Raw genomic sequence first — 26,040 nt, 5'->3', positions numbered from 1 at the left:
CGAGTAATCGATTCTTTTATGCAGAGATTAAGTGGTCTTTCACAACTTCAAAGCTTACATCTTTGATGATACAAACTGATTGTGATTCTGTGCCAAAGTGTTCAAAACAAGCTTCATCGACAGCATCATAATCAGACCAGTCGATATCCATCTTATCAAGAACAGCTTTTTCGCTGTGGCTGAATCGGTATTTCCAATCCGTATCATCAAAACCTGTAACGGTGACAACCATTTGGTCTTCTTTCGGAACTGTGATATTCCTCAGTATCCAATGTTCATTTGTCAGCATGGCATCATCAACCTTGCCATCCTGATACAACTCACTCGGTGGGAGAACGTCTGATGACAACAGACCCAATTTTTCCGTATCAATCACGAATATTTTGATAAGGTCTGAGTTTTCCATCAAGCTTTCATCGAGATAATGAGAACCGAATGGTGTCGAAGTGAGGCACCCTTCAATCGTGTCAGACACGCAGATGCGAGGGATTGTATTGTCCTCCGACTTCATACGGCTCTTTGGGACTCTAGCTTCAAAGACTCCCGGATGGTCGAGGTCTAATGTGACATGATACAGTTTCTTTGGTAACTGGTTCATAAGATGAACTCTCCTTTCGAATAAGTGTGTATGGTGACTCGAACCATTGTTCACACGCCTGTTTTAGTGATTTGCCTTATCCTACTCAGGCGGACTGGGGAATATAAAAAAGACCCTGAAAATCAGGGTCTTTTCATGCATCAGAGCATGTCTTCTGTGATAGTCCAATCTGTGTTCTGAACGACTTCCTTTTCTTTAGGTTCGTCGTTTACACCCATCAAGCCCATCAAGAAATCGTACAAGTCGTCTCTCAGGTGCTTGATGATGTAGTTTTTTGTGTGTCCCGGAACTTGCATCTGCGTGACTTTGACGAAGTGTTTTTGTAAAGATTCTTGTTGGAACCAATTCATCACATCTTCAAACGTTAAGTTTCCTCTTGCTCCGTCTTTTTTATTTTCAAGGCGACGGATATGACCGAGGCAGATGGCGATTTCGAGTTTAATCAATTCGTAACTGTGTGCGAATCGTTTAATTTCTTTTGGAGCGCTCTCAATCCACTCATCCTCTTTTTTCGTCTTATTGTGAAAACGAAGAGGTTCTTTTAACAAACGAATCAAAAGTCTCGTATCATTTAAGAATTGGTCATTATCGAATAATGTCTCAAATGGACTATAGTTAAAGTATTTTTGGAAGATTGTCTGAAAGTGGAGGGGATATTCTTGGTCATCCTTCAATGGTGTAGAAATCAAGTCGATTCCATAGTTCTCGAAGATGCTCAATTTGAATCCTCTGTCCATCATCTTCACACCGTCTCCTTGTTTCATCTTCCATGCGTTCGAATGTGTCATGATGTTGACCCAATCCTTTTCCGTCACATCTTTGTAAACCTTAACAAGCACCATTTGCTCGAATTCACCGAATGAACCGAACAATCGATTGAATCCATCCATCAAGAAATAGCGTTCCTCAGCAGTTTGGTGTGCCAAAATGAACGGCATTTGTTCGAGTCCGAGCATGGCATGTTGGACTCGAATTGTTGATTTCTCTTCTTTCTTCCGTTTTCCGCTATATGTCGGTCGAAAATACTCACTGTCAGAATCGTATCGAATTACGTCCTCTTCCTTCATGGTCAGGTCTCGAACTACTAGAGCCTTCAATTCTTGGTACGACATGCTATACAACTCATAATCCCTCTTGGCAATCGAATCATGGAGTACATCCAACTTTTTCATCATTTCGCTCTCCTTTTTGAATATGCTCATGTAGAGCTTCTGGATTTTTAAGACTGATTCATTCTATTCAGGGACATCGTTCATTATGAAAGACAGTCGTCAAGTTTTATAGAGCTGTAATCGCTTCATCCAAGAGGGGACTTCGTCTGCTTTTAGCGGGGGCGAGATGACAACTGTTAGGGTGTTCGGCTCCACCTCGTTATAACCGGCATCTCTCACGCAAATCCATCCGGCTCGTTCCAATTTCTCCAATTGTTTTTTTGACGCTCTAACAGCAATCTTCTTTTCATCGCTATCTACCCATTCCTGGTAAACAAGTTGGGAGAACAACGGAGGATGGTTAGAAGTGAAAACCGCCCTCTCAAAACGAGATGCGGCATGCGCTGTTTGAACACTCCACTTGGCAGTTGAGAGCGTTAGTTCTTTGTTTAATAGTAGATACTGCTTAATCTCCATCCGTTGACACCCTTTCTGTTGTTTTCACATATTGATAAAATATACAAATAGTCAATTTTTTAGTTATTTTATAGTGTAAATTAATGATATAATACATGAATAAACCATTCTTATAAAAAAGGAGGGGAGATTCCCCCATGAATTCTAATGTTCAAGAACTCCTTCTCATTCTAGTCGGAAGTTCTTTTCTTACATCTTTCCAAATATTATCATTTCTAAGTATCTTCTTTTTGGTCGGATTTTCAATCGCAAAGATGGAATCTTATCGAAACAGATGGATTCGAGCATCGGTCGGTATGCGTGGCATTTACTCGACCGCCATCATTGGGGTTCCTATACACGAGATGGGGCACGTCATCATGTGCAAGCTCTTCGGTCATCATGTGGGCGAGATACGATTCATTCAGTTCGGGAATCCCGATGGTACGATGGGTTACGTGAACCATTCCTATAATTCAAAAAACCTGTACCATCGAATCGGTATGTTCTTCATCGGAGTAGCTCCAATCATCATGGGAATTTCCGTCATCACACTACTGTTTTGGGCTCTATTGCCTTCCACGTTCTCAGAATGGTGGGGCGACATTGTTTCAGCAGACGGCTTTTCAGAGGGGTTGATGGCTTCTGTCGGGATTATTCCTAGCATTTTTTCAAAAGAAAATGTAACCGGCTTGCCACTCTACATTTTTCTTTTTCTTTCTGTGTCGATTGCATCTCATATGACGCTCAGCCAATCAGATGTCAAAGGTGCCCGTTCGGGAATTATTTTTATTTTTCTTGTCGGAATCCTTATCAATTCTTTTTATGCGCCTCATTTGAAAGAAGTCGATTTCTCATCGTTTCTTTTTAATCAGTTCAATGTGTTTATGTTCTCTATCTCATTGATGGCTATAGGATTTTCTGCGTTCGTCACATCCTTGGCTTTCATCGTATATAGGGTCAGACAGGCATTTCTTCGCAAAAACTGAAGAAACACGGTTATTAAAAGAAAAAAGACAGCCCATTCGGTTGTCTTTTTCTTATGAAGAGGTTTTGAGGTAGAAGGAATGCTCGACCTCATCACGAAACAGGATGGCTTGTTGAATGAAACTGTCACCGGCTCTACCTTGCAATTTCCTAGCATTCTCCATAGCCTTCATCCGAATGGCGATAGGAAGGTCTGAATTTTTACCATATGCTCTCATTAGAAGCATCAGCTCGACAGCTTCTTTAGATTGTTCAATATTATAGTGTCGAGCATTTCCCGTGAACATGAGGTACATCTCTACATTCAAGAATCCCTCTTCCTCGACCAATAATTCATATTCTGCTTTGACAATTGGGTTTTCTTTCTCACTCCGCAATACGTCTCTTTGCTCGACTTTCAACTCTTCAAATCTCAAGTAGTGGAATATAAAACTGTATGGTCGATAGATAGTCTTCTTCTGACCGCTCGCTTTATACAAAGACATTTTTAATTTCTCGTTTGTGATGACAACGCCACCATTTAATCCATCCTTGAAAAGTTTTTGTGTATTGTGTCTGATATACATACATTGTGCGGTGAACAGTATGCCCCAAGGGACGAATGAGACGAGTAACTGAACATGTTGAATGGCATACCATTGCCCCATACAGCTCAGAAGGCATAATAAGAAGAATAGTGTCCTATTCTGCAACTGTGAGCGCACCGAACGCTTCAATTCCTTGTCCACTGTTTCAAAATCTTCTCGACTCCAATGCCTCATACTTTCACGTTCTTGGTTTCTCCATGATGTTGTGACACGGCTTGTCAGTTTTTTCAGCCATAGATAATTGAAGATAAGATAAGTCGTCAACGATAACACCAAGATGAGGGTTGACTGGTGAATGTTTGGTGTAAATAGGTTCAATTCATCCACTTCCTTTCCAAATTTTCTTTCTATCCTATTCCTTAGTGTAGAATCTGATGAGGATAGTGTGTTCCTACACTAAAAGACGTCACCCGAGTTTAAACGCTCAAATCATGTCTCCCTATCATTCAACAGTTAGCTAGTGGCATTGCCCTCGTGATGAACCAACCATATTTCATCTTTCGTTGGAAAGTATCTGTAGATTTCTCGTCCCTTTTTCTCTGCATAGCGGATACAGTTGTATGTGCCGCCTTCTTCTTTCCCTTCCCATACGGCAAATATTGTATTTGAGATGTCCACCATGTATTCATTCCGCTTCTGCATCAACCAACCCTTGTATGGCTGTTTCGACACGTGCGTAACCAGGTCGGCTTGCTGAAGAATATGGTCATATCGTTTTCGGTCTTCTGCACTCATGCGCTTGGCATGGTCTTTACAGGGAATCGCACATTCCAATTCAAACACTCCAGGAAAATCCCGTTTCAATTTCAAGGCAACCATCGCCCAGACAGTGTCGGCACCTAAAGCCATTCCAGTCACCAGGCGGATGGGCTCCTCTCGTGAGAAACTATTCGTCTCCTTCATATATCCACCTTGCTCTAAAATGAACTGTCGCATCACACGTCCCATCTTGATGTTCAATGGATGCATCAAATCATAAGCGTCGTCCATATATTTTGGACGTCTACCTGTAACCATAATCACGTTCATCATATCCCTCCTAAGCATAATTAATCGACTAGAATATACTCCTTTAAATGTATAATATAATATTGACTATTGTCAAAAGTATGTGCATACTATACATATAGTGAAACGAAAATAGGAACAATGAAAGGGTGTAATCACTTATGAAAAAATTGTACACTATCCAGTTTACGAAAGTCGGAAGTCAAGTCAACATTGATGTGACGGAGGCAGATGTGGTTAGTTTCGATGATAAGAAAGTGAAAGCTCTTAAGAACAAGGGAACAAATCCTGAAGACGGCATCTCATTAGAGGTTCATCGACCATTTCTAGACAAGATTCATGTGATGCCTTATGACTCCCCAACAGAAGGTATCGTCATCATCGCACACACTCTCAACCATGCAATCATCCCTCTCTTGAGAAATGAGATGATTGCACACGTAGAGGACAGTATTCGTGATGCAAAGAACGAACTCAAAAAGATTGAGGTCTCTTTAGATGACCTACGGAAACAGTACACGGTGGCATAATCACCGTGTATTTTTCTTAGAATGAGACATGCTTTGAAAACAGGAAACAGCATCGCTGTTCATAGAAGGAGGAAATCGTATGGCGAAGATAGAGTTTGAAGTCGGACAAGTTATCAGTGTATTGGAGGGGGCTTTCTTCGGTGAGAAACGGAATCCACGAGAGCTTAAGGATTATAAAGTGAAATCATTCAATGGGACAAGCGTCTATCTGGTTCCCGTAGATGACGAGATGACTCAGTTCCCGGCTCGATTCAATCGCAAGACGCTAACATCAAAATCAAGCTTTGGTCAATCTGCGTCTCATATCATCTTGGACAAGGATGCGTACTTCGAGAAGTTGGACGAGAAGAAGCGAATCCGTCGATTGAAGGAAGAAATTCTTGTGAATCTAAAGGAGAGTATGAATGAGGAAACCTTGAAAAAGGTTTTGGCATTGTTGAAAGATTGAAACGGAGCGGACACCACGGATGATGAAACAACGGTCTCTGTGGTGTTCGATAAAGGACAATAAAAAGGGGAGAGGTTACATGTTGATTGCAAAGAAGGATTGTATCATTTGCCACGGAAATGGCTTGGTCGGGACATACTATCATGCGATAGATGAAAACGATGTGGAGCCATGTGAATGCGTCTATGAAGAGAGCAACATCTTGTTGTTCAATAGCACGAAACAAAAATATGTAAGTCGAATCGAAGAAGAAGTTGTCTTCTTAACATCATCAGATGCTAAAGCAGTCGTATTTTCTGATGACAAGACGGCACAGCTCCTAATCGATAAGTTGAACCAGGATTCCAACGACCAATTCACAATGGTCTTACAATGAAATTTAATATTGACTATAGTCAAAAATAAAGTCATAATAATGATAAAGAGGAGATGAAGAAATTTGTAACGATATTCAGGCAGAATAACCTCAAAGGAGGACATATAAATGAACCAAAAAATTGTCTCAAACGAGGAGTACCGAAAACCCTTGACCGGCATTTCAGATGCTTCAGGAGAAATGGTCACGATTATCGGTGAACAGACGGTTCAGCTTGAAGATGGACGAATCGTTGAACAGTATCTCTATCATATCGACAGTTACGTAGCCCAAAACGGAAAGCCTTTCGCCGCTCTTAAAGAAAACATCACATTATTGGAGTCACCATGATTCTCCTCGGATTTTTCGAGGACGTCTATCTTGAAGAGATTCATATCTTGTCAGGAGAGCGCATAGTATAAAGGCGTACTTATAACATTAGGAGTCAAATGAGATGTTAAGTGGATTGCCACTCTCTATGTCTCGGACTGTCTAGCCTTGGAGGAATGATTATGCGTCATCAAACGAATCAGCAGGGAATTGACGAACTGCGAAATAGCCTTAAAGAAATGGTTCAATCAGCGACGAACGATGTCTTGAAGGATGTACGAAACTTACTGGAAGGAAAGACTCGATAAAGGGTCTTTTCTTTTTGGCTTAAAAAGCAATGCTCTCGCATATGATGAAGAATCAATATCAGCGATACAGGAGTGTCAATCGGCACAAATATAAAGGAGGATGACAGAAATGAATCTTGAAAAATCTTCTGATTACAGTCACCTATTATTAAATGATTTGGACGAAGGAGAAATCCTATTCGATGCTAGGGATTATTTGAGAAGCCTTAAATTAGCCATCGATGGTTTGACAGAAAAGCTATTCAAGACCATGGGGACTCCGGACAAGGAGATGAAATTTGAATTTCAATTTGAGAACCATAACATCAGATGTGGTGTATGCGGCACAGAGAATTCAATAGACAATCAGTTGATTGAGGATTTGAGATATGGCGACTACGAGTATTATCACACCTGTCATATCTGTAGTCTGCATGAATCCTATGTATATGGTGAAAGTGCCATCTATTTTGATGGGATATTGTGGACGTATTCGCATCATGAAACGATGGAATCGGAATCCTATCTCACCCGAGAGAAAGAGACCACAGTCGTTGGGGTTATCTTTCGAAAATTATTGGATGAGAAGGAACTTTCAGAGGACGAAAAGTCATACATGAAGTTGTTGCAGAAATATACAACTGTCGAGGGTGACTTCTTGCTCCAAGAATGGATGAAATCTGACGAAGATGGATGCTAAATGGTCATCTGTTCATGGTTAATAGAAAAAGGAGGGGTTAGGCGTGAATCCAGAGATTTTTAAAGGACTGAACTTGAATGTCAACGAGTTAAGCAACCTATACACAGACTTAGGGAATTCAATGAATATCAGCAGTGACAAGCTCCATGAATTGTTGAGCACCATTCTTGAGAACAATGAGGGCAGTGAGCGCTTTGAACGCTTCAAGGATGTCTATCAACCTGGTGCCAATGAGGAATGTCCCGTGTGCTCGAATGCATTGATACGCAAAAAGCATACAGCTTATCAGGCAATATGTAACGTATGTGGTCTTGAGGGCGGCGTATTCGATGGAGCGCTTGGTTATCATCTGTCATTTGACGGCTTTGAATGGTATATCTCAAAGGCGAAAGCAGAAAACGATGTCGTTTCTCTTCGTCAGATTGGTGAACATCAGAGAATGGTGTTCTCTTGGTACAAAGAGCTCTTCACAAAAGGAGAGAATGAGGGACATGACGACTTAAAACGTGCAACTCCTTCCATGGAGGCATTCAATCCAAAAAAAGACTCCTAAGAATAGGGGTCTTTTTATTCGCTCTTGAACTCAACTTCTATGTCACCTTTCTTCATCTTGAAGCTGATTTTCTTTTCTCTCAAGACGTATAATGCGCCAAGAGAACCTGCAATGATTAATGCTCTGTCCGGGTGTTTCTCAATTGCAACTGCCAAACCCTTTCCGACCTTTTCCATAAACTCTTTAGTCTGTACGGTATAACTCAGCTCTGGCTTCAATTCATTCACATCAACACACCCTTTCAATGTCGTAACTCAACTATACGTCCTTATCTTCTACATTGTCCATCATGCTTAAATGGACAGACGACTGCATAGGATAAAAGGAAAAGAAACGAAGGTATGAATTTTCCATGTGAATATAAAAGGAGGGTGCGGGAGATGAAAGCGAACCCGGATTTATTAATCGTTTTAGATAAGTACTTGAATCGTGATTATCAGGAAGACAATGTTCTGAATCGCTGTCCTGTTTGTGGAGAAAAAATGAAGTCTGAAACGGACACGTTGGAGCATATTGTGTGTGCATCGATTGATGCATGTGAAGAGTGTGGTTATGTGGAGGAATATGCGTATGGGGCGTTTCGAGCGGGATTCAATGGAGGAGAGCTACCAGAGGATAATAACTTGAATCGAATCGCATTGGGAATCCTACGCAAGTTGCATCTATTCACGAAACCGCTAAGTCGAGAGGAGTCTGATTTGTTAAACGTCTTATTAGGTGAAGAGGAAATGAGTGAGACCGCATTTGATGAATTGCAGACTGTTGTCACACATCAAAATCAATAAATGAAAGAAAAAAGACCAGTCATAGAACCGGTCTCTTTTTTATTTCGGGAAATAAAATGGATATGCGTGAACAATATCATGTTCTCCCGTATAGATACTGTCTGTCGTAAACACTTTCTGAATCAATCCCTCTGACGGAATCTTCCCTTTGAGAATATTGCTTTCAGCATGTCCCAATCCTATTGGTATAGAACAAAAATTATGCGATTGAAACAGGTTTGACGGCGTAATGACTAGGATTTCTGAATAAGATGAGACGAAAGATAAAACTCAAGTTGGAGGCGATGTGCATGTTTTGGAGAAAACAAGCGGATGTAGTCATGGAAGATGAAAGAAGCTTTGAAGAGGTAAAAGACCTGGAAGAGATGAAGGATGTTCACAATCATTTCATCACGAAAGATGGCGGGGGCTACATTGGACAGGTCAAAGTGATTGACCCTATCCAAAGACCCACGGATTACTAAAAAAGAGCCCTTAAAGGCTCTTTTGCTTTTTATAGCAAGAAGAATACTACGATTCCCACAATTACTGCGACAATCGTGATGAAAGAAAGGATTGTAAACAACATGACCATCTCTGACATATGTGTAATCATCTGGTCTTTTGTCTCGTCTTTCGGTTCTTTCAAATAGCTTTCGGCTTCTTTACCTAACGGATATAGAATCAGTCCGAAGATAAAAAGGATACCACCTGGGATGTCTTGTTCAATCACGCCTGCCACATTTAAAACGAATGAGATAAGGGATAGAATCCCTACGACCATAAACAAGGCGCCTATGATAGTTCCCCATTTGGCGATTCTCTTATAATGTTTTTCCATCTACTCACAACCTTTCATCAATATTTGATTCTATATCCTTATATGTCGGGGTGAGAATGTTATTCCAAAAAATTGTCGTAAACAATGATGAAGGCGCATAGGATAACGAAGTATTGAGACTGGAGTAGGAGATTACCTATTCGAAAACTAGAGGAGGCGATAATCGTGGATAAGCGTGCTGAATTAGAGCAAGAAATTCGTGATTTAGAACTATTGTGGGAGAATCCGCTCATTCTCTATAAAAATGACTATTTGCATTTAGTTCCCCATTCTAAAACTCCTACCGTGTGGAACGAGTTGTGGCTATATGCTAAGCGTCGTCAATTGGTGAAGTATTATTCTTCAATTGAAGGACAGAAAGACTTACAAAAACAGATATCATCCTTAAAGAAGCTTCTAACCGAGCAGGAACAGAAGGGTGCCTAATGTTCAACAGAAAAAAGAGAAGGCATTTGCCCTCTCTTTTTTTTAGAATTCTGAAGTTTCTTCTTTCTCTAGCCATTCACCCAACGAAAATGTCTTCAGGGACAAGTAAGGTACCGTGCAAGACTCTATTTCAAGGATTTGAATGTCATCCGCCGTTTTTATGAACTGAGAGAGTGTTCCATCTATGATGAACCGATTTTCGAATTCTAACCAAACATGATGGTTCCCATATACAGTACCCTCATGTATGAGAAATTGTCTTTGTAATTCTTTGTTCTTACCGGCAACCATCACGATATACCAGGGTGCGAAATATCGACACTTTCGATGTACATTCTCACCATAAGGTTTTTGATAGGCATCAACATCAAGTACGTTCCATTCTATCAGATGCCGTATAAAGTGTTCTGATGCAGGTGATAGTTGTTTGACCTCTTCAATCGTCAAATGAATCAGCTCCTCTTGTTTTTATATAGATGCATCATAAAAAAGATGGTGTTGTCGATACGGAAATAGCGTACACTGGTTAAGACCTTAAACCTTTAAAGACAAAGATTTTAAAAGATATTCTTCTCAAAGATTAAATAGATATTTATAAGAGATTAATTCAGATATTAAAACCAGTTATTGCGCAAATGAAATCCTCGAATGTCATTGGGGCTCTAAGGCTCGCATGACTTTTGTCCTTCATATTTTTTTCCCGAGATATCCACTGTTTCTGCAGATGTGGATATTTTATTTTGAGTTGGGGATATCTTTATCGAAGATGTGAATATATTCATTTCAACAGTGGATATCTTTTTTTACCCTGTGATTATTATTAGTGTAGCTGTGATTATCTTTTTTTCCAATTGAATATCTTTTTTTCAAAATGGTGCACAGTGAAAGGCGGCAAATCATTTTCGTGACGAAGATGGTATGAATACATACTAAAAAAGATAGAAAAATAAATATTTAAACTCATATATATCCATTAAAGTAATAAAATGGAAGTTTAGGGTATAGTGAAATAGCCGTGGTTTATGCGGCGATTTTACCATAGCGGTTGAAGATGTTGTTTTTGATGACAGTTCGAATAAACCCACCGATGTTCTTGATTGAATCGGGGGTGCCTGGGCTCTGTATGTAGGATGGGTACACAGCCAATGCTTGACGGACATGATTGATGCCATACTCCATCGCCATTTGCACGAGGTCATCTGTTTCTTGGTTTGTAAGGAGTAGTTCTTCTCCTTCTGAGAAGCTTTCATTAATGGCATCGACTTGTTCGTAGATTTCGGTTGTGAAGAGACGTTCTTTCTCTGTCTTCTGAACTTTCCCATTGAACTCTTCCTTCAACTGAACCGATACGTGAGTATCACCGGCGATGACAGTGAAAATATCCGACGCCTTCTGCATAAGCTCATCAATGATTTTCTTGTGATTGATATTTGATGGCATGAAGCGCTTGATATCATTGTAACTGTAGATACAAACATCTTTTTGTTCAACATGTACTTCGTTGTCGTATTTGAGAAGTGCACGAATGGCAAGACGCATTACGTTGACATTGTCCATGGAGACAAGTGCTTTCATAAACGATTGTGTCATTTGGACATAACCTGTTCCGCCTTGCTCTTTAGTAAGGTGATTTTTCTCGTAGTCTTTTATCTCCACACTAAAGAGGTCTGCTCCATACTCAGAAAAAGAAATCAGACCTAATCGTTGCAAGCGTTTGTTATTGTTTTTGATAGTTCGAACGGTACATCCCAAATGCTCCGCAAGTTCTTTTGTCGAGATAAGAGCGGCGAATCCACGAGAGTCTACAAAGTAATGATATGTAATCATTTGAAGAAGTTGATACTTAGACAACCGCTCATGTTCGACGGTCGTGCTCTGTTTAATCTTATACTGGTGACGTTCGTTCATATAGACGACTTTGGATGTTCGGTTCTGGCGATTGAACGGGCAATGGTTCATGCAGATATGTTCTTTGCGTTCCACATCAAACCCTTGCAATGCACATTCTACAGGACATGAAGAATAGTCGATTTCCTCGATTACCTTCTCAATCTTATAATTTTCGCAGACTCCTGCCATTTGAATAAGCAGACGTTTTCCAACCTTTGCGATTTCTTTGAACGGCATTGTCATCGTCATCATTGAACACCTCCTATAAAGTAGTCTCGTTATACAAGAATCATTGTAGAGGATAATAAAAGACTTGTCGAAGTGACCAAAAGTGTCATCTCGGAACGGTAAAACTGGAACACTTGAATCTAAATGTGTTGGTATGAGTGGGTTTTCTGGATTCGGAACCATACGTGTCACATCAGAACGGAGAATCTGGAACAGTTGCTCCGAACAGAGGAATATCAACGGTTGAGCGTCATATTTAACAAATGATGGATGTGGAAGTTAAAGGATTTCACGATTTAATCAAGCAAACAGGACTATTTTGTCACGTCGGAACGGATAAAACGGAACAGTTAGGTATATAGTCTTATGATTTCTAAGAAAATTGTCACGTCAGAACGGAAAACTTGGAACACTTGCTCAAAAATACTCTAAAAATTGAGTAAAAAAAATGTAAAAAAATATTCGAATTTCGATGTCACTTCAGAACGGAGAATTTGGAACAGTTTGATGAAGAGCTTATAAAAGGGCAGAATATAGCCATTCCACAGAAAAATAAAAAAATTTTCTGTTGTTCTGTTGCTTAACGATTGATTTTCATGGCTTATATGTCACCTTAGAACGGAGAAATTGGAACACCTTCCGTCAGATGTCATCTCAGAACGGAGAATCTGGAACACTCTAAGCCTCTTGTCCGTTCAGAACGGAGAAAAGAGAACACTTGAGTGTAAAATGTCATCTCGGAACGGAGAATTTGGAACAGAGAACCTCGAACAAGCCTCTTTTCAGCAGATAGAGTCATTTCAAACGTCATGATATACTTTTAATGAAGAGTCAGATGAAGAACAGAAGAGGAGGGATGACATGGAGATACCAAATGAGATTACTCAAAAGCTTTCAGATGCAATCCTAAGACACTTCGATGGGTTGTATCGAGAATCTCTCTATCCAAAGCTTCAAATCGAGCCTGAACCATACCTCCTACATCTCGCAAATGAAGTGTTTGATGAACTCAGTAACTTGATAGAAGTAACGGAAGAAACATTGACACCGATTGCAAAGAGACGACAAGTCACAAAAAGACGTTGGCTCAACAAGGAGCTAGAAGACAATAAGAAATCAGGGTTCCATGCTGAAATTAATCAGGTCGCAAAACATCTTTTTGAAAACTATCCATTAGAGAAATTTCGCGCTGTTTACGAGGTCGAAAGTTTGGACGAGTTGAAAATGAAGATGCTAAATGAACTGACGACGTGGATGAGAGACGATGATGCACTGATGTGCAATTTCCCTTACATCAAAAGCAAACCGACAAAATCAATCTTATCTGCACTTAAAAATGATATCCAATACTTAATTGTTAAAACGGTGAAGGAAGAGAGTCCAAGAGGGGAACAAAGCCCGGTCATTTCTGTCCCTAACTCTATAACCAATTTCCCGTATGACCATACAAACCGCATTAAGATTAATGCAAATGAGTTGGTCGAAGATAACTTTTTCCAAAACGTATATCTAATTGATGATAAGACCAAATTCGAGTCACGAATCAAGGTGGAGGCATTAGAAGAAGGTTTGATGCGGGAGAACCTTAAAATGTTGAACAGTCGTGACCAAGAGATTCTCATTTATCTGATGTCGTTGAAGCATGAAGCCCTATATCAACCCGTCCCGATGGTCGTAGAGATAGGTGACATTGTGCGAGCAGTTTATCACAATGATAGTAAGAAGAGTTATATGGCAGTAAAAGAGAGCTTGATTAAAATGGATTTCATGGAGATGCGAATCATAGATGAGAAGACACTCCGTTCCACAAAGACTGAAATCTTTTACAATGTCACGATTGAGGCAGATGAAGTAACCGGTAAAGAGGTCGCCCGAATCATATTCAGTGAAAATTTGATTCATGAATTCGTCAAGAACCAGACGGTGAGCATTTACAAGAAAATTATCGACCGGTTCGAATTGAAATCATCCAAGGTCTTGATTTACGCACTACAGAGACAACGAATACTGTTAGCTACCCAAACAGAAGATAGTAATCCAATATTGTTTCAAACGAATCTCAATTTCTTCCGTGGGGCTCTCGTGTTCGGAACGAAGCGGCGAACGAATCAAATCAGAATCATAGAGGAAACTTTAGATGAAATCGTTGAAAGTGAGATTACATTGAAGAGCTATTCGAGAAAAGGCGATATTTTTCAACTGGAATTCTATCCGTTCAGTGATAAGGAACGTATCGATTTGCTGAACAAGAATCAAAACGCATCGCAATTTTTGACGCATAAGCCAAAATAAAAAAACCGCCTCAAACAGAGACGGTTTTTTTCTCTAGGCTAGATTCAAGCTCATCAGTACTTATCATTTCATACTGATAGTTTATTTCTGTACGTTCAGAAACAATAAGATGCTCTTCGATGGCGTGAGTTGTCACCGTCGTCTTTTCGACTTTGATTAACCTGGAGCCTCTAAATAGCTTCAGTACATCCATGAGAGAGGTAATCGAATCACAGTCCTTGAACGATTCAGGAAGGAACATGGGCGATAAGAAATCCATCGCACCAGTACCAAACTTCTCTGCTTCGTTCGAGTGTGGAACAAACTGATAGCGCATAGGGAGTTCCTTCGTAGATTCAATACCGTTTGAAACCATACCTGCAAAAAAATCATCTCCATATGCCAAAATAAAATAAGTCTCTGTAAACGTGCTAGATGAAACCATCTCTATTCCTCCTAAATCATAGATTACACATCAAAGAATGAAGAGTTAGATTGAATCTCATTGAACAGCTCTACCACATCATATGGAATAGGTGGTTCATCATGGTCGATAATTCTAGACTCATCTTTTTTCCAAACATGATGGCTGTGAGTTTTATTTACTAAACGAAATTGTTCTACATAAATATACTTATCAATCCACTCATTCAATAGCTTGACAGATAAGTCTTTCGAGTGTATCTGACTAAGGAATTCGCTATGTTCAAATGAGAATGCCTGCATGAAAGGCAGACTACTTACATCTAGCGACCCGAATAATTGATACTCTCTATATGTTATCGGACATACTGGACCAAATTTCCATTTTTCGAATGTGTATTCATCGAAAAGGGAGACAGGTTTTCCGATATGCCTCATATATTCGCAATCGATGAAATAGAGGGTCTTTTGAAGAGCTAGATGTGTCGTCAACTTCATGCCTTTCCCACCTAGCTGACGAGAAACGATATAGTTTGCCAGGTCAATTGGTGTGAGCTTAGAGACGAGTCTACGAGAAACGTTCTTCCTGAACACATGTTCCATCTCTTTAAGTTGGAATTCGCTAAGCTCAAAACGATGTTTTTCTCCGTTTACATCCAGAGTGCATGTCAAATTACCGTTTCCATTAAGCTTTTCCTCGAAATCGAATCGCTTCTGATGTGATTTCGTCAATTTTTTCATAATGATTCTCTCCTTCATATCGAATATTCAATGAATACCTAATAGCGTTTTCATATCTTATGTTGTGTCCTTTTCAATCATGCTATATCCTTCATATTTCAATCATAAAGACTGATATTCCACGGATTCGGGCATAACATAATCATGAGTCAAAAAATAAGGGTCATATATGTGACATTTCAAGGAGGAACCGGGTTATGAAAGTAACGGTTGAATTTAGCGACTATAATGTACAGGCATTTGAAGAGGGTACTGGACTAAACATTCAAGAGTTAGACCAAGAGAGCCTTCAGAGAGCACTGAGCTTTGCGCTAGGGTTTATTGATTACACAGAACCGTCAATCGCATCAGAACTCTTGAAAAAAGTGGAGGATGAAGAGCTTGATAAGCCATTCATGGAACTCTACCAAGCGGGTAAAGTGAATCAATACTACGTAGAACACGCCATTCGTAAGTGGGAAGAATCTTCTCAAAGTGTGCCGGTTCATGAGTATTTAGGTATGAGTGAGGATGATTATCGACAATACTTAGAGACACTCTCATTGCCACAGACTTAAAAAAGAAGTGCTATATGCACTTCTTTTTTTATGAACACTTTCATCTAACGTGTCATCACAATTCACATTCACACCTCCTCGTCCTACTCACTAATAGTTAATAATAGTGTATTTTTAATTATTCAAATAGTCAATAAAGAGGAGCGTAACGCTTCAAAATAGTAAAATTAAATTGACTATTGTCAAAATTATGTTAAAATGATGATGCAGTCATAGATTTAAATAGATGGAGGGGCAAGTATGCCAATGGAAATGAACCGAAGATTTATGGATGTCATCAAAGAGGATGAACAACTTCAATTCTTGCAGAAATTTGGGGAAAGAGCTGATATTCATAGCCTTCAATTCTATATGAAAAACTCACGAGTGGGTGAGGTTGCGCTGAAGGGAAAAAACTACGAATTGATGGGATTAGTGGATGTCAGTTCTTCTTTCATCAAAGTAGCGGTGAGGAAGATTTTAAGTCTCATGAACCCCTTCGGCTCGTTTGATAAGCATGTTTTTCAAACGTTTCGATTCGATGATTATTCAGTCACGATACGATATATGGATACCAAGACACCTTTTTACATGATGTCTGTAAAAAGATGAGATGCATGGTGAGTTAAGCGAGAAATACGATATAACCGCTTTCTGACGTTGTCCCTGTCCGTTATGAAGGCTTGTCTTTCCTTTGAGAAGCATTTACTATATGAATGTTGAGGCGGAGACAGAAGAGGAAGCACTTGAAAAATTTTGGGCGTCAAATCCGAGAGGGATTGTACGTAGTGTGAATGATGTACGAAAACCTACTGCTTTGCGTAACCCCGACACACTTCGTATGGGAACAGAATAGGAAGCGTAAAAAAGAATCGCATTGACCGGTTCTTTTTTATTTGGACACCTATAAAATGAAGTCATATGACATATGATGTATCGTTGACATTTGCCAACAAAACAGGTGATAGCGTGACTCACGACGGAGTGCTATCGGTTCGAGACACAGGTCTCACACTCGCATGGGGCGTTCGGAAAGAATAGCTTCGGTTGGAAGGGAGAAGAAGCGAATCTCCGTGCGAGCAAGCCTTCCCCAATGCAATTGGAATACATAAAAAAAAGCACCCGATTGGGTGCTTTTATGCTTCTGCTAACTCTACCATTTCTTTCATTGTCCGCTCAAGGTTCGGATACCCGCTCAGATAAACTAGTTTAACGTGAGGGTATTTCTCAAGTTCACCCATGAGTTTGTAATAGAATGGATGATTGAAATAATTCGTCAACACGAACACAATATCCATATTTGAAATGAAGGAAATGTCACGATTGATACTATCGACATCACGATAATCCATCGAAGGAATCGCCTTTTTCAGTTTATTCACCAATTGTGGGTGTCCACCGAACAGGACTGCTTTATTCTCCTTCATCAATTGTGTTACCTGTTCAACGACATCTACCTTTTGATGGTGCTCTGGTGTTTCTGCACGTTGATGGTAGGCATAGTTGCGAAGAGCCGTTACTTCCTTCTTGAGAGATGACGTCTCTTCCTGCCTGTTTCTCATCTGCTTGACCTGTTCTTCTAACTGAAGGATATACTCGTCTTTTTCTGACAAAAGTCTTTCCATCTCACGAGTGTTCTTCTCGAATGACTCTTTTTCAGTTTCAAGTTCACGCTTTGTCCGGATGATGTCTTGCTCCCGGATGACAAGCTCTTCTTTATCTTTGAGACTTTGGAAATAGAAATCTGAGAGCTCCTTGTAATGCTTGACCATCATGAGAATCAATACAGATGAGGTTAGGAATAATTCCCATTGTTCGTCGCTCAATCGACCGGTCTCGACACCATATTTGAAGATGGCATAAATTCCAACCAAGTCTTCTCTTTTCACTTCTGCAGAAGTGGTCAAGTTGAAATCATTCAATCTCTCCTGGCGAAGGGTACCCGTCAACGTTTTGTAATAACGTAGTAGTCCCTTATTGTATAGGACATCGTAGTCGCCCTTGCTGACAATGGTTGTCCGTTCTTCTTTTGTCAACAGATTGTTGATGATGTAAGCCTCGTGTTGTTGGAAGAACCAATCAACGCTTTGAGAAGGTGGGATTTTAAATTTGAACGCATCTTTCAAGTGAAAGAGTGCCTCTTTCTTGTACTTTTCTCTCAACTGAATGAAGTCATTGTTCGGAACTCCTAAAATTCTATTGCTCTGGTACACATTGAACAACAAATTCCTTCCGAAACTGGATTGAATCGAGCCGAACAAGTCTTTTCCAAAACAGACTAAAATCAATAGCATTAAATGGTCATGTTGTGACGCAGAGAAGTTCGGGTCCCGTCTCTCCATGAATTCGAAAAACATCTCCCATGAGAAGCGTTCTTTATTGTTTTTCACATAATCAATGTATCGTTTATAGCTTCGATTCGCCATTTCCTTAATCCACTCAAGCGAAGCATCTCGCTCATCGTGATAAGCATAGATAGAATGAACCTTGATGGTCATTGCTTTTACTGGAACCGTCAACGTGTTGAGGACGGGCATCTCATAAAAATCACTATTCTGATAGCTCTGAATTGCATCCGATTCGATAGCGGCATATTGCTCGTTGATATCGTCCCACAGTTTACGATTCGAAGAAATTGCAATGAGGGCATTCGCCTCCATCCAACGATTTTTGACGATGTCAAACTCTTCATTGTTTAACTGTACCTTTAATGAATTCTCGATGAATCTCATGTTATTACCACCTCTGATTAGTTTCCTGTTTTAGTGTAACTGACTATCTTGTGAAAGTCGATTTGACTTTACAACCTATAAGGTCAGCTCGAAAGACAATAGATTGCCACTGAACTGATTTGCTTGAATTTCTTTCTCATCACTTTCTGAGAAGCTTGCCCCTAGTGCTTTCCAGAAGCGGGCGGACTCCGGTAATGAATCCCCAAAAAATCGAGCGGTTCTACCTGATTCCTTTGCTAGAGCATCCAAGAACAAGCGACCTCGTCCTCTTCTCCGAAATTCCGGGAGGATAGTGAGCCAATGGATTTCGATGGATGCACCATCATCGGTCACGTCTGCACATCCGATAATCGTTCCATCAACCTCTAAAAAAATCCTGAGCGCATCATGCTCTGCCCAACCCAAATCTTCAAACCTTTCCCTGAGCAATGGGTTCTCATCAAGCAGAAGTTCGGCATGCGAATCCTTTAAAATCTTGTACATATAGTTGTACCCCTTTCTTATGTGTATTTTTTATTGTATGCCGGAATCGTCCCTTCATAAGGACATATAGTAAGAAGAAAGATGAAGATAAGAGGTGACAATATGGTCAAGCAAAAAGAGGCGTTTGGTGATACCGAAAGAGCAAGAATGAGACAGGTGTTCAATTCAATGGATGGAAGACTAGAGACGTTCAACGAAGCATGGGAGAATGGTCTGTTTGAGAATAGAACCGGTCGTTTGAACGGACAGGGGATGGATGTCCCTTATAAAATGAACCCATCTAGGGAATGGTTCGAGGGAGACGGTAAGCGCTATGGGTTTAAGAAACAAACCGCAAGCATTCGAAAACTCAAAAATGCAAAGGCGAAGAAGCCGGAGAAGAAGAAATACTATAAGAAAACGAAACGTCGTTCAAGAAATCTTGACAGAAATATCGTGAGATTCGAGATGACTGAACAAGAAGAGCATAAAATGCTGATGATGGAGAGAGGACTGATGCCGACCGCTATCTGCAAGGCTTGTAACTATCACCTCAACTTTAAGTTCATGGACAATTTTGATATGGCGATTTGTTGGGAATGTGCAGAGGGGCTTCGTGATGAAACGGTTTATAGTGAGTGAAAAGAATAAAAAGATTCGGCATACGCTAAAAAACCACCTTGACAGACGAGTCCTGGTGGTTTTTTTTACTGTCTTATTCTTTTGATTGGAACAAATCAGAGAATGAGATGTCGAATGTTTCTATCGATACCTCTCTCGAAAGAATTTGTTTATTCAAACGAGTGCGCTCCTTGATTTGGGACTTACCGATTGGCGATTCTAGGTATTCAACAAGTTTCGAGATGGAGTTGTGAAGTTCTTCACTGTCCAGTCTGGATACGAGCTCTTCTGAAAGCTGTGTTTTTGCCGTCTTCTCAGCTCGATTATATACAGTCGGTATCGAAACATCTTTAATTCCTGAAAAGTCCGTCGGCAGTTCAGAAATCAGCATGACTTGAGTCTCGTCACCACCAAACAAAGCATTTTTCCAATCAGTCTCACGAGAGTGCCAATCCTCATCTGAGATGAAGAGGGGTTTCTCCGTGTGATTCCAATAATCATAGTTCTGAATGCCTGGCAGTTCCTCGAAAGCATCTTTTACGCCTGTGACATCACCATAGACGAGAATCGCCAATGTCTTGCCTTCAATCTTAAATATTTTTAGGAAAGATTTGATGTCAATATCAATACGATAGATACTGTCAGACTCCTTCTGGAGACTGTTCATCACACATTCAAATACGGAACGTTCCGGGTCATAAAAATCCATGACACTTGAACGATTCTCAAACTCTTCCTCTTCAGAAAGAGTAGCGAGGTCATACCAGTACGTGGAACGGTCAATAGCCACTTGATATACATGCTTTGTAGTCAATTCTTGAACAGCCCCAATGAATGGAGAAATCCATTCTTGAAATTCGGTTTGATTCATGTTCGGGATGATGTACCCGTCGAAAATCTTGATGCTCATCGAATCACACTCCTTGGTAAAATAGAATTCTTCACTCCAAGATTAATTTCTAAGAGTTTTTCCTGAACCGTATCATGACACAATACAGTTGGAAGTGGTTGAGGTTCTAACGGTATTGAACTCATTTCAGGTTTAGGTGAAACGCTGTCACGAATTACCTTTTCTGAGTAAATCCGCATCAATCCATGTGCAAATCCAAATGACAAATTCTTCTTAAATTCTATCCTTTCATTAACTCCCATTTCTATGACTCCCTTTTTTATTTTTAGATGTTCCCATACCAAATCTATTACTGATTTATCTTATGTATCTCAAGGAAACAATATGAAAATTAGATTGTGATGTGTCGAGAATAACAAAAAAAGACTTAGACATTTGTCTAAGCCTCGCATGGTCGTTTCTAACCGAAAGTCCACGACACAGTCAGGGTCTCCCCTTGACTTTTCTTTTCTAGCTCCACGGTCTGCGCATGTACCGTGTATGGGTTCTCCGTACTATCATATACAACAATGGAAGGACTATTCATCGAGCCGCAAATTCAATCAAAGAATGTCTCTTCACAAACTTACACTCTCTCAAGACTGTCTTGATAGGAACAACCTTTCCTTTAGATGTGTAATAATCCTTGCCGACTGCTGTAGCGAGTGTCTTTTCTTTAAAACGATGCTCATTCGCAGAGAACCATGTCTGAATCTCTTTCACAGGCAATACGAAGAGGCTTTTCCATTCAAGAAAGTAATAGAACAGATAATCCGCCTCAGTATAAAGAAAACAACCCGGAGTGCCCTTGTTCTCGTTGCTAACTGTTTCGAAAAAGAAATTTCCACTCTTATATCGGTCAATCTTTGCTTCGATTCGCTTCATTTTCTCTACGCCGTTCTCTAAGTAAACCCACAGCAAATCGACATCTTTTTTCTGAAACGTCTCATGTTTCTCGACATTGATGATAGCGAGAGAAGCCGAGAAGGAACGTAAAAATGCCTCAATATCTTTAATGCCTTCGTCCGCCACGGCGAACGTATCTTCTACGGTATATCGATTCATGGTTGCTTGAATGGTGAACACCTCCTGCCGTCCGTTATCCTAGTCTGTTTATAACAAATATTTTTGACTATAGTCAAAAATAAAAAGTCTTATGCCCGTTCTACACACGTCATATGAGCACATAGGGAAGAGAATGTTATATTCTAATCAAATGGACGATATGATATAAGACGAATAAACATAGCAGGGACGATGAAACACGTATCCTTAAAAGTGAACTCATTAGACGAACACATCAGACGAACACAACATTTATAGGAGGAGCTATTTATGGATTACAACAGCGTAGTATTTGCATTCGCCATGGTAGCATTTGTTTTAACAGGGAGAGCGGTCTATGTCCTCATGCATGTCTTGTACGGCGTACAGACATTGTCGGAGTATACAGACCACCAACAGGAATTGAAATCGGAGAAACGAAAACAGATTCAAAAAAACACAAAAGAAGTTTTGGTTCACCTTATCATTGTTTCAGCTATTGGCTTTGCAATGTTTTTATTCGCTACGAGCGGGAGTATGTAAGAATCCCGTCTGGCGATTCCACATGCTCCTGTTCTCATTTTAGAAAGGAGTGATGTGGTATATGTTAGATAGCATCGCAGGAATTATAGAGTCAATGAAATCAATCTTGACCAAAAGGTATGAACTAATGGTAGTCATCGTTTCGGTTACAGGAATCGCATTATGTTATCAAGTGTGGGAGAACAATCCGTTCGAAAGTATTTGGTACGACAATTTATTGATGATGTGCATCGTCGTTATTTCGATGATTTTCATCTTCTACTTCTCAAAAAAGGCGAGTCTTGAAACACGGGCGGATGAACAGCGACAATCCGTTCAGCAAGCCATCGAGAAAGCAGGGGAGATGATGGTAGAGTGGGGAACGAATCCTCTTCTGGAAGGTGATATTCCCGTATCTGAGGGAGTTAGCATCTTCATCAAACGGACAAAAAAAGGTAGAACGGCTCAGTTAAGAATCAATGGCGTTCTACAACCTGAGAAAGTACGCATATCTGGAGAATAAGAGGGTTATCCCTCTTATTTTTTTGACTATATGTATATTTATTTTTTCTTTATATGTACATAAAAGGTCCTTCTTTTGGTATAATAGAGATAAGATATTGAGAAAGAAGGTGCTGATACAGCCATGTTTTATGAATTGACGAACAGTCAAGAGCTAGAAGAACTCCTGACGTTTGAAGCGTTTGTAGAGAATGCTTCATTACGAGGGGAAGACATGGAAATCAACGGTTTGTTGAAGGATGAAATCGATTTTGAATCGACGGATGTAGAAGGGGCTGTTAGCTTTCATGAATTCGACAGAGAGTTCACGAAACATTTGAACAAGTATGAGGCGGAAGGTTTTGATGTCGCACCTGCAATAAAGGCATGGCATGAAGGATATAACCATTCATTGATGCAAGGATAGACATCACGCAATGAGAGCGATACATCATGAGGGTTTTTAAAACAAATTGGAAAAGGGGAAGCAAACATGAAATTCAAAGCTGAAGAATTGGCACAATATCCATTGCTATCAAAAATCGAAGTCGGTCAATCGGTGATTGCACTACCAGATAGTGACTATAACGGTCTTGCGGGCGTCATCACAGAGATTTTGTATGGAGAGGAACGTGAGACAGAGAATGAGACGATTTTAGACATCGTGGTGGATTTTGAGGAGGTCGAACCATTAGAGAAAACTCACCCACACCTGAATGGAACAGGAATCGGTAATGTTTTCATGGGAGAGGATGAATTGGTATTCGCTTTTGACCACTACAACCAGTATGTGTCGGCAAAAGGGCAACTTTATTGTAAAGAATGCGAGGAGCTGAAACTTCGTGTGAACAAGCACCATGCAAAATCCGAGTCTTGGTCATGGGGCGACAACGGTCAAGAATACGGAAATGAACAATCGAGTTCATACCTTTCATTCGATGACTGCGGGCATGAGGTGTACGACGTTGAAGGTTATTTGGAAAAACCGGAAGTGCTAAATGTGACCTACGTGTCTGTTTGGGATGGCGGTTTCGAAATTAAAACAAAAGCGAAATATGACCCCATCAAACGAATCGTCTTTGACATCGAGTCGGTAGAGGGAGTTGATGGAGATGGTTACGAAGTAGAAAACCTAGAAGAAGAATTCATCTTGTTGCCTGATGGGACAAAACTCTTCGTCGAAGAAGAAAACGGGAAGTATGTCGCTTACTGATAAACCGAAGACCTCACTTGAGGTCTTTTTTACATGTGTCGAATCATCAGAATCAATTTACATAGAATATAATATTCAAATCGAAAAGGAGTGTCATGAGTGTGTTCACAAACTTATAACGGGGAAGCGAATGTGGCAAAAGAAGTCGAAATCGATAATTATTTGTACGGGAGATGTCATCTATTCGCTCTGTTGTGTTCTAAAATGTCGGGATATGACATGGAGTTCTTATGGGATGACGATTTCTGGTTTGAGGGGGCGGAACTTCCTTCTAAAGTGTTGGTTCACGCTTATGTGGTCTCCCAAACAGGAGAGAGGTATGACGCAGGGGGAAGGTTGGATGACGAGCGGCTCTCAGAGTATGATTGCAATCAACCATCGTTTCAAAATGTAACTATCTCACAAGTAGAATCTTGGATGGCAGAGAACCTTCTCTCAGATTTTGAAGACGGGGAAGTCGAACGATTGCAGGAGTGGTTGACCACTCAATACGATTACCTTTCCAACACTAAAAATACCTATTTCACTATCCAAGATATGCCTGAAGACCATGTGTATCCAGAGATGAGCTATGTTCATCATGGCGCAGGCGGGAGAGGAATCTTTCTTCGGAAACAACTGCTCGCCTATACGTGGTTGTATTTCTCTGACGAGGAATCGAAATCCGTAGAGATGGAAATGAGAGAAGTCATCGGAAAAGAACAAGGTGTTGGCACGCAAGTCATATCGTTCCTATTTCAACATTTCCAATTAGAAGTGATGAGGGGAACGATTCTCCATGAAGAATCAATGCGTTCCTATTATTTTTGGAGAAGCATTGGTGCGACGATGGATGTGGAAGATGAAGATGAATATTGGGAGTCCTATCAGGAAGGACATAATGTCTATTTCGAGCTGACTCGTGAAGGGATTATGAAAGCTTTGGGAAACCGATGCGAATGGGGGATAAAAGATGAGTGAAGAAGTCAAGATGTTGAGGGAACGATTTAATGATTCCTTCAAGCGTGATTATGACGGCACGAAGAAAGACTTACTTTCAGCAATGAAAACAGTATGTCATGATGATGAGGAATTGGCGCTGAGGCTGTTGCTCGAATCCGACCTCGTCATAAACCGGAAGAAAGCGATTGATTGGAATGACGTGTGGAATGATGAATATGCTTTTGCTCACCAAGTTTACAACACAGATTGGGATGAGCCGGAGATTTATGAAGAAGCGGAAAAGAGCATAGAAGAATTGGAAGAAGTGTTCAATAAAGGCACGAGCAAAGACTACTTTATCCAGAAACGAGGGTTCTATCTGTTTAAAGGACTGCAGATAGCTTTCATCATCAAGTCTTCCGTGATTCAGGAGCATTCACTTTGTCCACCCGGGGAATATGAATAAAAAAGAGACCTTTACGGTCTCTTTTTATTAGGAAATCGACATGAGCATGGATTTACCTGTGAGTAGCTCGTTTAATTCTCGAATGGTGTCCATTTTTTCTGGAGCGAGTGCAATTGGTGTCGGGAAAGCCTCGCTCGATACGACTAACATCGGGACATCACCTTCAAACAAATAACTGAGGAAGAATGTTTCCTGCAATTCGCTGTTCGTTACATAAAGGTCAAGATGTACACTGTTCCCATTCTTAGATAGTTTACAGTTCAACCAAGTGTCATCGTAAAAACGAGATTTTGCTGATGTACTTGATGAATATACACTCTCTCCTTCTAAAATACACTCACGTAAGCTATTGATGTCTGGGAATAGAACTTCTTTCAATACGCTCAATGTCTCTTCTAACATCTGTTCACTCATGATTGATTTCAATGTCTGCATAATCAGTTCCCCTTTGATAGCAAATTGTGCGTGGCACGCCTGAATATTGATATTGCCTTATCCTATTCAGATAAAGGGGAGTTCATCAATGAAGGAATGGATTTTTTCGGTGAGACAATAACGA

Annotated in this window: 38 protein-coding genes; 21 read left to right on the top strand and 17 right to left on the bottom strand. The window is 40.3% G+C overall.

Going from position 1 to position 26,040, the window contains the following annotated elements:
* Positions 1-16: 16 nt before the first annotated feature.
* The 3 genes from KNO71_RS09785 to KNO71_RS09775 all read right to left on the bottom strand — a co-directional run bounded on the left by KNO71_RS09785 (position 17) and on the right by KNO71_RS09775 (position 2,226).
* On the bottom strand, positions 17-598 hold the full coding sequence (locus KNO71_RS09785) for a hypothetical protein (protein ID WP_214688351.1): 582 nt from the start codon (positions 596-598) through the stop codon (positions 17-19).
* Positions 599-738: 140 nt separating this feature from the next.
* Entirely contained in the window at positions 739-1,770 is a 1,032-nt protein-coding gene (locus KNO71_RS09780; protein WP_214688349.1) for a hypothetical protein, read from the bottom strand.
* Positions 1,771-1,869: 99 nt separating this feature from the next.
* Positions 1,870-2,226, bottom strand: coding sequence for an aminoacyl-tRNA hydrolase (locus tag KNO71_RS09775; RefSeq protein ID WP_214688347.1), 357 nt, complete (start codon positions 2,224-2,226; stop codon positions 1,870-1,872).
* A gap of 137 nt (positions 2,227-2,363) precedes the next feature.
* On the opposite strand from KNO71_RS09775, the gene KNO71_RS09770 reads away from it, so the two are divergent.
* Positions 2,364-3,194 (top strand): metalloprotease family protein, encoded by an 831-nt coding sequence (locus KNO71_RS09770; protein WP_214688345.1) that lies wholly within the window; start codon positions 2,364-2,366, stop codon positions 3,192-3,194.
* Between the two features lie 51 nt (positions 3,195-3,245).
* On the opposite strand, the gene KNO71_RS09765 is transcribed toward KNO71_RS09770, so the two are convergent.
* Both KNO71_RS09765 and KNO71_RS09760 read right to left on the bottom strand, forming a co-directional pair.
* Positions 3,246-4,097: a hypothetical protein gene (locus KNO71_RS09765; RefSeq protein WP_214688343.1), complete on the bottom strand. Its 852-nt coding sequence runs from the start codon at positions 4,095-4,097 to the stop codon at positions 3,246-3,248.
* A 135-nt stretch (positions 4,098-4,232) separates the two neighbouring features.
* Positions 4,233-4,808 (bottom strand): SLOG family protein, encoded by a 576-nt coding sequence (locus tag KNO71_RS09760; protein ID WP_214688342.1) that lies wholly within the window; start codon positions 4,806-4,808, stop codon positions 4,233-4,235.
* Between the two features lie 140 nt (positions 4,809-4,948).
* On the opposite strand from KNO71_RS09760, the gene KNO71_RS09755 reads away from it, so the two are divergent.
* From KNO71_RS09755 to KNO71_RS09730, 7 genes are all read left to right on the top strand, one after another.
* On the top strand, positions 4,949-5,317 hold the full coding sequence (locus KNO71_RS09755; RefSeq protein ID WP_214688340.1) for a hypothetical protein: 369 nt from the start codon (positions 4,949-4,951) through the stop codon (positions 5,315-5,317).
* A 79-nt stretch (positions 5,318-5,396) separates the two neighbouring features.
* Entirely contained in the window at positions 5,397-5,765 is a 369-nt protein-coding gene (locus tag KNO71_RS09750; protein ID WP_214688338.1) for a hypothetical protein, read from the top strand.
* A 79-nt stretch (positions 5,766-5,844) separates the two neighbouring features.
* On the top strand, positions 5,845-6,141 hold the full coding sequence (locus KNO71_RS09745; RefSeq protein WP_214688336.1) for a hypothetical protein: 297 nt from the start codon (positions 5,845-5,847) through the stop codon (positions 6,139-6,141).
* Positions 6,142-6,249: 108 nt separating this feature from the next.
* Positions 6,250-6,471 (top strand): hypothetical protein, encoded by a 222-nt coding sequence (locus KNO71_RS09740; RefSeq protein WP_214688334.1) that lies wholly within the window; start codon positions 6,250-6,252, stop codon positions 6,469-6,471.
* A 161-nt stretch (positions 6,472-6,632) separates the two neighbouring features.
* A complete protein-coding gene (locus tag KNO71_RS17775) occupies positions 6,633-6,758 on the top strand; it encodes a hypothetical protein (RefSeq protein WP_256439563.1) in 126 nt (41 codons plus the stop codon).
* A gap of 109 nt (positions 6,759-6,867) precedes the next feature.
* Positions 6,868-7,437: a hypothetical protein gene (locus KNO71_RS09735; protein ID WP_214688331.1), complete on the top strand. Its 570-nt coding sequence runs from the start codon at positions 6,868-6,870 to the stop codon at positions 7,435-7,437.
* A 43-nt stretch (positions 7,438-7,480) separates the two neighbouring features.
* Positions 7,481-7,990 (top strand): hypothetical protein, encoded by a 510-nt coding sequence (locus KNO71_RS09730; protein WP_214688329.1) that lies wholly within the window; start codon positions 7,481-7,483, stop codon positions 7,988-7,990.
* Between the two features lie 14 nt (positions 7,991-8,004).
* Here KNO71_RS09730 and KNO71_RS09725 read toward each other — a convergent pair whose 3' ends face one another.
* On the bottom strand, positions 8,005-8,217 hold the full coding sequence (locus KNO71_RS09725; protein ID WP_214688328.1) for a hypothetical protein: 213 nt from the start codon (positions 8,215-8,217) through the stop codon (positions 8,005-8,007).
* Between the two features lie 153 nt (positions 8,218-8,370).
* Between KNO71_RS09725 and KNO71_RS09720 the strand changes: the two genes are divergently transcribed.
* Positions 8,371-8,775, top strand: coding sequence for a hypothetical protein (locus KNO71_RS09720; RefSeq protein WP_214688326.1), 405 nt, complete (start codon positions 8,371-8,373; stop codon positions 8,773-8,775).
* A gap of 290 nt (positions 8,776-9,065) precedes the next feature.
* Positions 9,066-9,239 (top strand): hypothetical protein, encoded by a 174-nt coding sequence (locus tag KNO71_RS09715; protein WP_214688324.1) that lies wholly within the window; start codon positions 9,066-9,068, stop codon positions 9,237-9,239.
* A gap of 29 nt (positions 9,240-9,268) precedes the next feature.
* Here KNO71_RS09715 and KNO71_RS09710 read toward each other — a convergent pair whose 3' ends face one another.
* Entirely contained in the window at positions 9,269-9,595 is a 327-nt protein-coding gene (locus KNO71_RS09710) for a hypothetical protein (RefSeq protein ID WP_214688322.1), read from the bottom strand.
* A 165-nt stretch (positions 9,596-9,760) separates the two neighbouring features.
* On the opposite strand from KNO71_RS09710, the gene KNO71_RS09705 reads away from it, so the two are divergent.
* Positions 9,761-10,021: a hypothetical protein gene (locus KNO71_RS09705; protein ID WP_214688320.1), complete on the top strand. Its 261-nt coding sequence runs from the start codon at positions 9,761-9,763 to the stop codon at positions 10,019-10,021.
* A 42-nt stretch (positions 10,022-10,063) separates the two neighbouring features.
* Here the strand turns inward: KNO71_RS09705 and KNO71_RS09700 are convergent, their stop codons facing one another.
* Positions 10,064-10,468 carry a hypothetical protein gene (locus tag KNO71_RS09700; protein WP_214688319.1) on the bottom strand — a complete coding sequence of 135 codons (405 nt, stop codon included), beginning with the start codon at positions 10,466-10,468 and terminating at the stop codon, positions 10,064-10,066.
* A 573-nt stretch (positions 10,469-11,041) separates the two neighbouring features.
* Complete coding sequence (locus tag KNO71_RS09695) at positions 11,042-12,163, bottom strand: helix-turn-helix domain-containing protein (RefSeq protein WP_214688316.1); 1,122 nt, start codon at positions 12,161-12,163, stop codon at positions 11,042-11,044.
* 837 nt (positions 12,164-13,000) lie between these two features.
* Here KNO71_RS09695 and KNO71_RS09690 point away from each other — a divergent pair.
* Positions 13,001-14,431 carry a hypothetical protein gene (locus tag KNO71_RS09690; protein ID WP_214688314.1) on the top strand — a complete coding sequence of 477 codons (1,431 nt, stop codon included), beginning with the start codon at positions 13,001-13,003 and terminating at the stop codon, positions 14,429-14,431.
* 10 nt (positions 14,432-14,441) lie between these two features.
* Here KNO71_RS09690 and KNO71_RS09685 read toward each other — a convergent pair whose 3' ends face one another.
* Entirely contained in the window at positions 14,442-14,855 is a 414-nt protein-coding gene (locus tag KNO71_RS09685; RefSeq protein WP_214688313.1) for a hypothetical protein, read from the bottom strand.
* Between the two features lie 23 nt (positions 14,856-14,878).
* Positions 14,879-15,574, bottom strand: a complete 696-nt coding sequence (locus tag KNO71_RS09680) for a Panacea domain-containing protein (protein ID WP_214688311.1) — start codon at positions 15,572-15,574, stop codon at positions 14,879-14,881.
* 197 nt (positions 15,575-15,771) lie between these two features.
* On the opposite strand from KNO71_RS09680, the gene KNO71_RS09675 reads away from it, so the two are divergent.
* Together KNO71_RS09675 and KNO71_RS09670 are read left to right on the top strand one after the other, a co-directional pair.
* Positions 15,772-16,131 (top strand): hypothetical protein, encoded by a 360-nt coding sequence (locus KNO71_RS09675; protein WP_214688309.1) that lies wholly within the window; start codon positions 15,772-15,774, stop codon positions 16,129-16,131.
* A gap of 240 nt (positions 16,132-16,371) precedes the next feature.
* Positions 16,372-16,722: a hypothetical protein gene (locus tag KNO71_RS09670; RefSeq protein ID WP_214688308.1), complete on the top strand. Its 351-nt coding sequence runs from the start codon at positions 16,372-16,374 to the stop codon at positions 16,720-16,722.
* Positions 16,723-17,246: 524 nt separating this feature from the next.
* On the opposite strand, the gene KNO71_RS09665 is transcribed toward KNO71_RS09670, so the two are convergent.
* Positions 17,247-18,842: a coiled-coil domain-containing protein gene (locus tag KNO71_RS09665; protein ID WP_214688307.1), complete on the bottom strand. Its 1,596-nt coding sequence runs from the start codon at positions 18,840-18,842 to the stop codon at positions 17,247-17,249.
* Between the two features lie 75 nt (positions 18,843-18,917).
* Positions 18,918-19,325, bottom strand: a complete 408-nt coding sequence (locus KNO71_RS09660; RefSeq protein WP_214688306.1) for a GNAT family N-acetyltransferase — start codon at positions 19,323-19,325, stop codon at positions 18,918-18,920.
* Positions 19,326-19,427: 102 nt separating this feature from the next.
* Between KNO71_RS09660 and KNO71_RS09655 the strand changes: the two genes are divergently transcribed.
* Positions 19,428-19,946 (top strand): hypothetical protein, encoded by a 519-nt coding sequence (locus KNO71_RS09655; protein WP_214688305.1) that lies wholly within the window; start codon positions 19,428-19,430, stop codon positions 19,944-19,946.
* Positions 19,947-20,019: 73 nt separating this feature from the next.
* Here the strand turns inward: KNO71_RS09655 and KNO71_RS09650 are convergent, their stop codons facing one another.
* The 3 genes from KNO71_RS09650 to KNO71_RS09640 all read right to left on the bottom strand — a co-directional run bounded on the left by KNO71_RS09650 (position 20,020) and on the right by KNO71_RS09640 (position 21,900).
* Positions 20,020-20,835, bottom strand: coding sequence for a hypothetical protein (locus tag KNO71_RS09650; protein WP_214688304.1), 816 nt, complete (start codon positions 20,833-20,835; stop codon positions 20,020-20,022).
* Positions 20,832-21,077 (bottom strand): hypothetical protein, encoded by a 246-nt coding sequence (locus KNO71_RS09645; RefSeq protein WP_214688303.1) that lies wholly within the window; start codon positions 21,075-21,077, stop codon positions 20,832-20,834. Before KNO71_RS09645 ends, KNO71_RS09650 begins: the two co-directional genes overlap by 4 nt.
* A gap of 280 nt (positions 21,078-21,357) precedes the next feature.
* A complete protein-coding gene (locus KNO71_RS09640) occupies positions 21,358-21,900 on the bottom strand; it encodes a hypothetical protein (RefSeq protein ID WP_214688301.1) in 543 nt (180 codons plus the stop codon).
* 249 nt (positions 21,901-22,149) lie between these two features.
* On the opposite strand from KNO71_RS09640, the gene KNO71_RS09635 reads away from it, so the two are divergent.
* From KNO71_RS09635 to KNO71_RS09610, 6 genes are all read left to right on the top strand, one after another.
* On the top strand, positions 22,150-22,401 hold the full coding sequence (locus KNO71_RS09635) for a hypothetical protein (RefSeq protein WP_214688299.1): 252 nt from the start codon (positions 22,150-22,152) through the stop codon (positions 22,399-22,401).
* A gap of 61 nt (positions 22,402-22,462) precedes the next feature.
* Positions 22,463-22,903 carry a hypothetical protein gene (locus KNO71_RS09630; protein WP_214688297.1) on the top strand — a complete coding sequence of 147 codons (441 nt, stop codon included), beginning with the start codon at positions 22,463-22,465 and terminating at the stop codon, positions 22,901-22,903.
* 123 nt (positions 22,904-23,026) lie between these two features.
* Positions 23,027-23,308, top strand: coding sequence for a hypothetical protein (locus KNO71_RS09625; protein ID WP_214688295.1), 282 nt, complete (start codon positions 23,027-23,029; stop codon positions 23,306-23,308).
* A gap of 66 nt (positions 23,309-23,374) precedes the next feature.
* The gene (locus KNO71_RS09620) at positions 23,375-24,094 is read left to right on the top strand and encodes a hypothetical protein (RefSeq protein WP_214688293.1); all 720 of its coding nucleotides are present in this window, start codon (positions 23,375-23,377) and stop codon (positions 24,092-24,094) included.
* Between the two features lie 99 nt (positions 24,095-24,193).
* The gene (locus KNO71_RS09615) at positions 24,194-25,054 is read left to right on the top strand and encodes a hypothetical protein (RefSeq protein WP_214688291.1); all 861 of its coding nucleotides are present in this window, start codon (positions 24,194-24,196) and stop codon (positions 25,052-25,054) included.
* On the top strand, positions 25,047-25,481 hold the full coding sequence (locus KNO71_RS09610) for a hypothetical protein (RefSeq protein WP_214688289.1): 435 nt from the start codon (positions 25,047-25,049) through the stop codon (positions 25,479-25,481). Before KNO71_RS09615 ends, KNO71_RS09610 begins: the two co-directional genes overlap by 8 nt.
* 27 nt (positions 25,482-25,508) lie before the next feature.
* On the opposite strand, the gene KNO71_RS09605 is transcribed toward KNO71_RS09610, so the two are convergent.
* A complete protein-coding gene (locus KNO71_RS09605; protein ID WP_214688287.1) occupies positions 25,509-25,916 on the bottom strand; it encodes a hypothetical protein in 408 nt (135 codons plus the stop codon).
* Positions 25,917-26,040 lie beyond the last annotated feature (124 nt).

Source organism: Exiguobacterium sp. s163, from assembly GCF_018617135.1.
In the GTDB taxonomy this organism is placed as follows: Bacteria; Bacillota; Bacilli; order Exiguobacteriales; family Exiguobacteriaceae; genus Exiguobacterium; species Exiguobacterium profundum.
Note: the sequence above shows the minus strand (reverse complement) of the source record. Positions and strands in the feature narration are given on the sequence as shown.

What these genes read in the sequence shown, in the direction of transcription:
- KNO71_RS09780 (WP_214688349.1), bottom strand. Translation starts at nt 1,770, where the DNA reads ATGAAAAAGTTGGATGTACTCCATGATTCGATTGCCAAGAGGGATTAT.
- KNO71_RS09745 (WP_214688336.1), top strand. Translation starts at nt 5,845, where the DNA reads ATGTTGATTGCAAAGAAGGATTGTATCATTTGCCACGGAAATGGCTTG.
- KNO71_RS09690 (WP_214688314.1), top strand. Translation starts at nt 13,001, where the DNA reads ATGGAGATACCAAATGAGATTACTCAAAAGCTTTCAGATGCAATCCTA.
- KNO71_RS09610 (WP_214688289.1), top strand. Translation starts at nt 25,047, where the DNA reads ATGAGTGAAGAAGTCAAGATGTTGAGGGAACGATTTAATGATTCCTTC.
- KNO71_RS09680 (WP_214688311.1), bottom strand. Translation starts at nt 15,574, where the DNA reads ATGAAAAAATTGACGAAATCACATCAGAAGCGATTCGATTTCGAGGAA.
- KNO71_RS09625 (WP_214688295.1), top strand. Translation starts at nt 23,027, where the DNA reads ATGTTTTATGAATTGACGAACAGTCAAGAGCTAGAAGAACTCCTGACG.
- KNO71_RS09760 (WP_214688342.1), bottom strand. Translation starts at nt 4,808, where the DNA reads ATGAACGTGATTATGGTTACAGGTAGACGTCCAAAATATATGGACGAC.
- KNO71_RS09715 (WP_214688324.1), top strand. Translation starts at nt 9,066, where the DNA reads ATGTTTTGGAGAAAACAAGCGGATGTAGTCATGGAAGATGAAAGAAGC.
- KNO71_RS09605 (WP_214688287.1), bottom strand. Translation starts at nt 25,916, where the DNA reads ATGCAGACATTGAAATCAATCATGAGTGAACAGATGTTAGAAGAGACA.
- KNO71_RS09755 (WP_214688340.1), top strand. Translation starts at nt 4,949, where the DNA reads ATGAAAAAATTGTACACTATCCAGTTTACGAAAGTCGGAAGTCAAGTC.
- KNO71_RS09720 (WP_214688326.1), top strand. Translation starts at nt 8,371, where the DNA reads ATGAAAGCGAACCCGGATTTATTAATCGTTTTAGATAAGTACTTGAAT.
- KNO71_RS09630 (WP_214688297.1), top strand. Translation starts at nt 22,463, where the DNA reads ATGTTAGATAGCATCGCAGGAATTATAGAGTCAATGAAATCAATCTTG.
- KNO71_RS09650 (WP_214688304.1), bottom strand. Translation starts at nt 20,835, where the DNA reads ATGAGCATCAAGATTTTCGACGGGTACATCATCCCGAACATGAATCAA.
- KNO71_RS09685 (WP_214688313.1), bottom strand. Translation starts at nt 14,855, where the DNA reads ATGGTTTCATCTAGCACGTTTACAGAGACTTATTTTATTTTGGCATAT.
- KNO71_RS09710 (WP_214688322.1), bottom strand. Translation starts at nt 9,595, where the DNA reads ATGGAAAAACATTATAAGAGAATCGCCAAATGGGGAACTATCATAGGC.
- KNO71_RS09740 (WP_214688334.1), top strand. Translation starts at nt 6,250, where the DNA reads ATGAACCAAAAAATTGTCTCAAACGAGGAGTACCGAAAACCCTTGACC.
- KNO71_RS09775 (WP_214688347.1), bottom strand. Translation starts at nt 2,226, where the DNA reads ATGGAGATTAAGCAGTATCTACTATTAAACAAAGAACTAACGCTCTCA.
- KNO71_RS09670 (WP_214688308.1), top strand. Translation starts at nt 16,372, where the DNA reads ATGCCAATGGAAATGAACCGAAGATTTATGGATGTCATCAAAGAGGAT.
- KNO71_RS09620 (WP_214688293.1), top strand. Translation starts at nt 23,375, where the DNA reads ATGAAATTCAAAGCTGAAGAATTGGCACAATATCCATTGCTATCAAAA.
- KNO71_RS09675 (WP_214688309.1), top strand. Translation starts at nt 15,772, where the DNA reads ATGAAAGTAACGGTTGAATTTAGCGACTATAATGTACAGGCATTTGAA.
- KNO71_RS09635 (WP_214688299.1), top strand. Translation starts at nt 22,150, where the DNA reads ATGGATTACAACAGCGTAGTATTTGCATTCGCCATGGTAGCATTTGTT.
- KNO71_RS09785 (WP_214688351.1), bottom strand. Translation starts at nt 598, where the DNA reads ATGAACCAGTTACCAAAGAAACTGTATCATGTCACATTAGACCTCGAC.
- KNO71_RS09665 (WP_214688307.1), bottom strand. Translation starts at nt 18,842, where the DNA reads ATGAGATTCATCGAGAATTCATTAAAGGTACAGTTAAACAATGAAGAG.
- KNO71_RS09770 (WP_214688345.1), top strand. Translation starts at nt 2,364, where the DNA reads ATGAATTCTAATGTTCAAGAACTCCTTCTCATTCTAGTCGGAAGTTCT.
- KNO71_RS09735 (WP_214688331.1), top strand. Translation starts at nt 6,868, where the DNA reads ATGAATCTTGAAAAATCTTCTGATTACAGTCACCTATTATTAAATGAT.
- KNO71_RS09660 (WP_214688306.1), bottom strand. Translation starts at nt 19,325, where the DNA reads ATGTACAAGATTTTAAAGGATTCGCATGCCGAACTTCTGCTTGATGAG.
- KNO71_RS17775 (WP_256439563.1), top strand. Translation starts at nt 6,633, where the DNA reads ATGCGTCATCAAACGAATCAGCAGGGAATTGACGAACTGCGAAATAGC.
- KNO71_RS09695 (WP_214688316.1), bottom strand. Translation starts at nt 12,163, where the DNA reads ATGATGACGATGACAATGCCGTTCAAAGAAATCGCAAAGGTTGGAAAA.
- KNO71_RS09750 (WP_214688338.1), top strand. Translation starts at nt 5,397, where the DNA reads ATGGCGAAGATAGAGTTTGAAGTCGGACAAGTTATCAGTGTATTGGAG.
- KNO71_RS09655 (WP_214688305.1), top strand. Translation starts at nt 19,428, where the DNA reads ATGGTCAAGCAAAAAGAGGCGTTTGGTGATACCGAAAGAGCAAGAATG.
- KNO71_RS09645 (WP_214688303.1), bottom strand. Translation starts at nt 21,077, where the DNA reads ATGGGAGTTAATGAAAGGATAGAATTTAAGAAGAATTTGTCATTTGGA.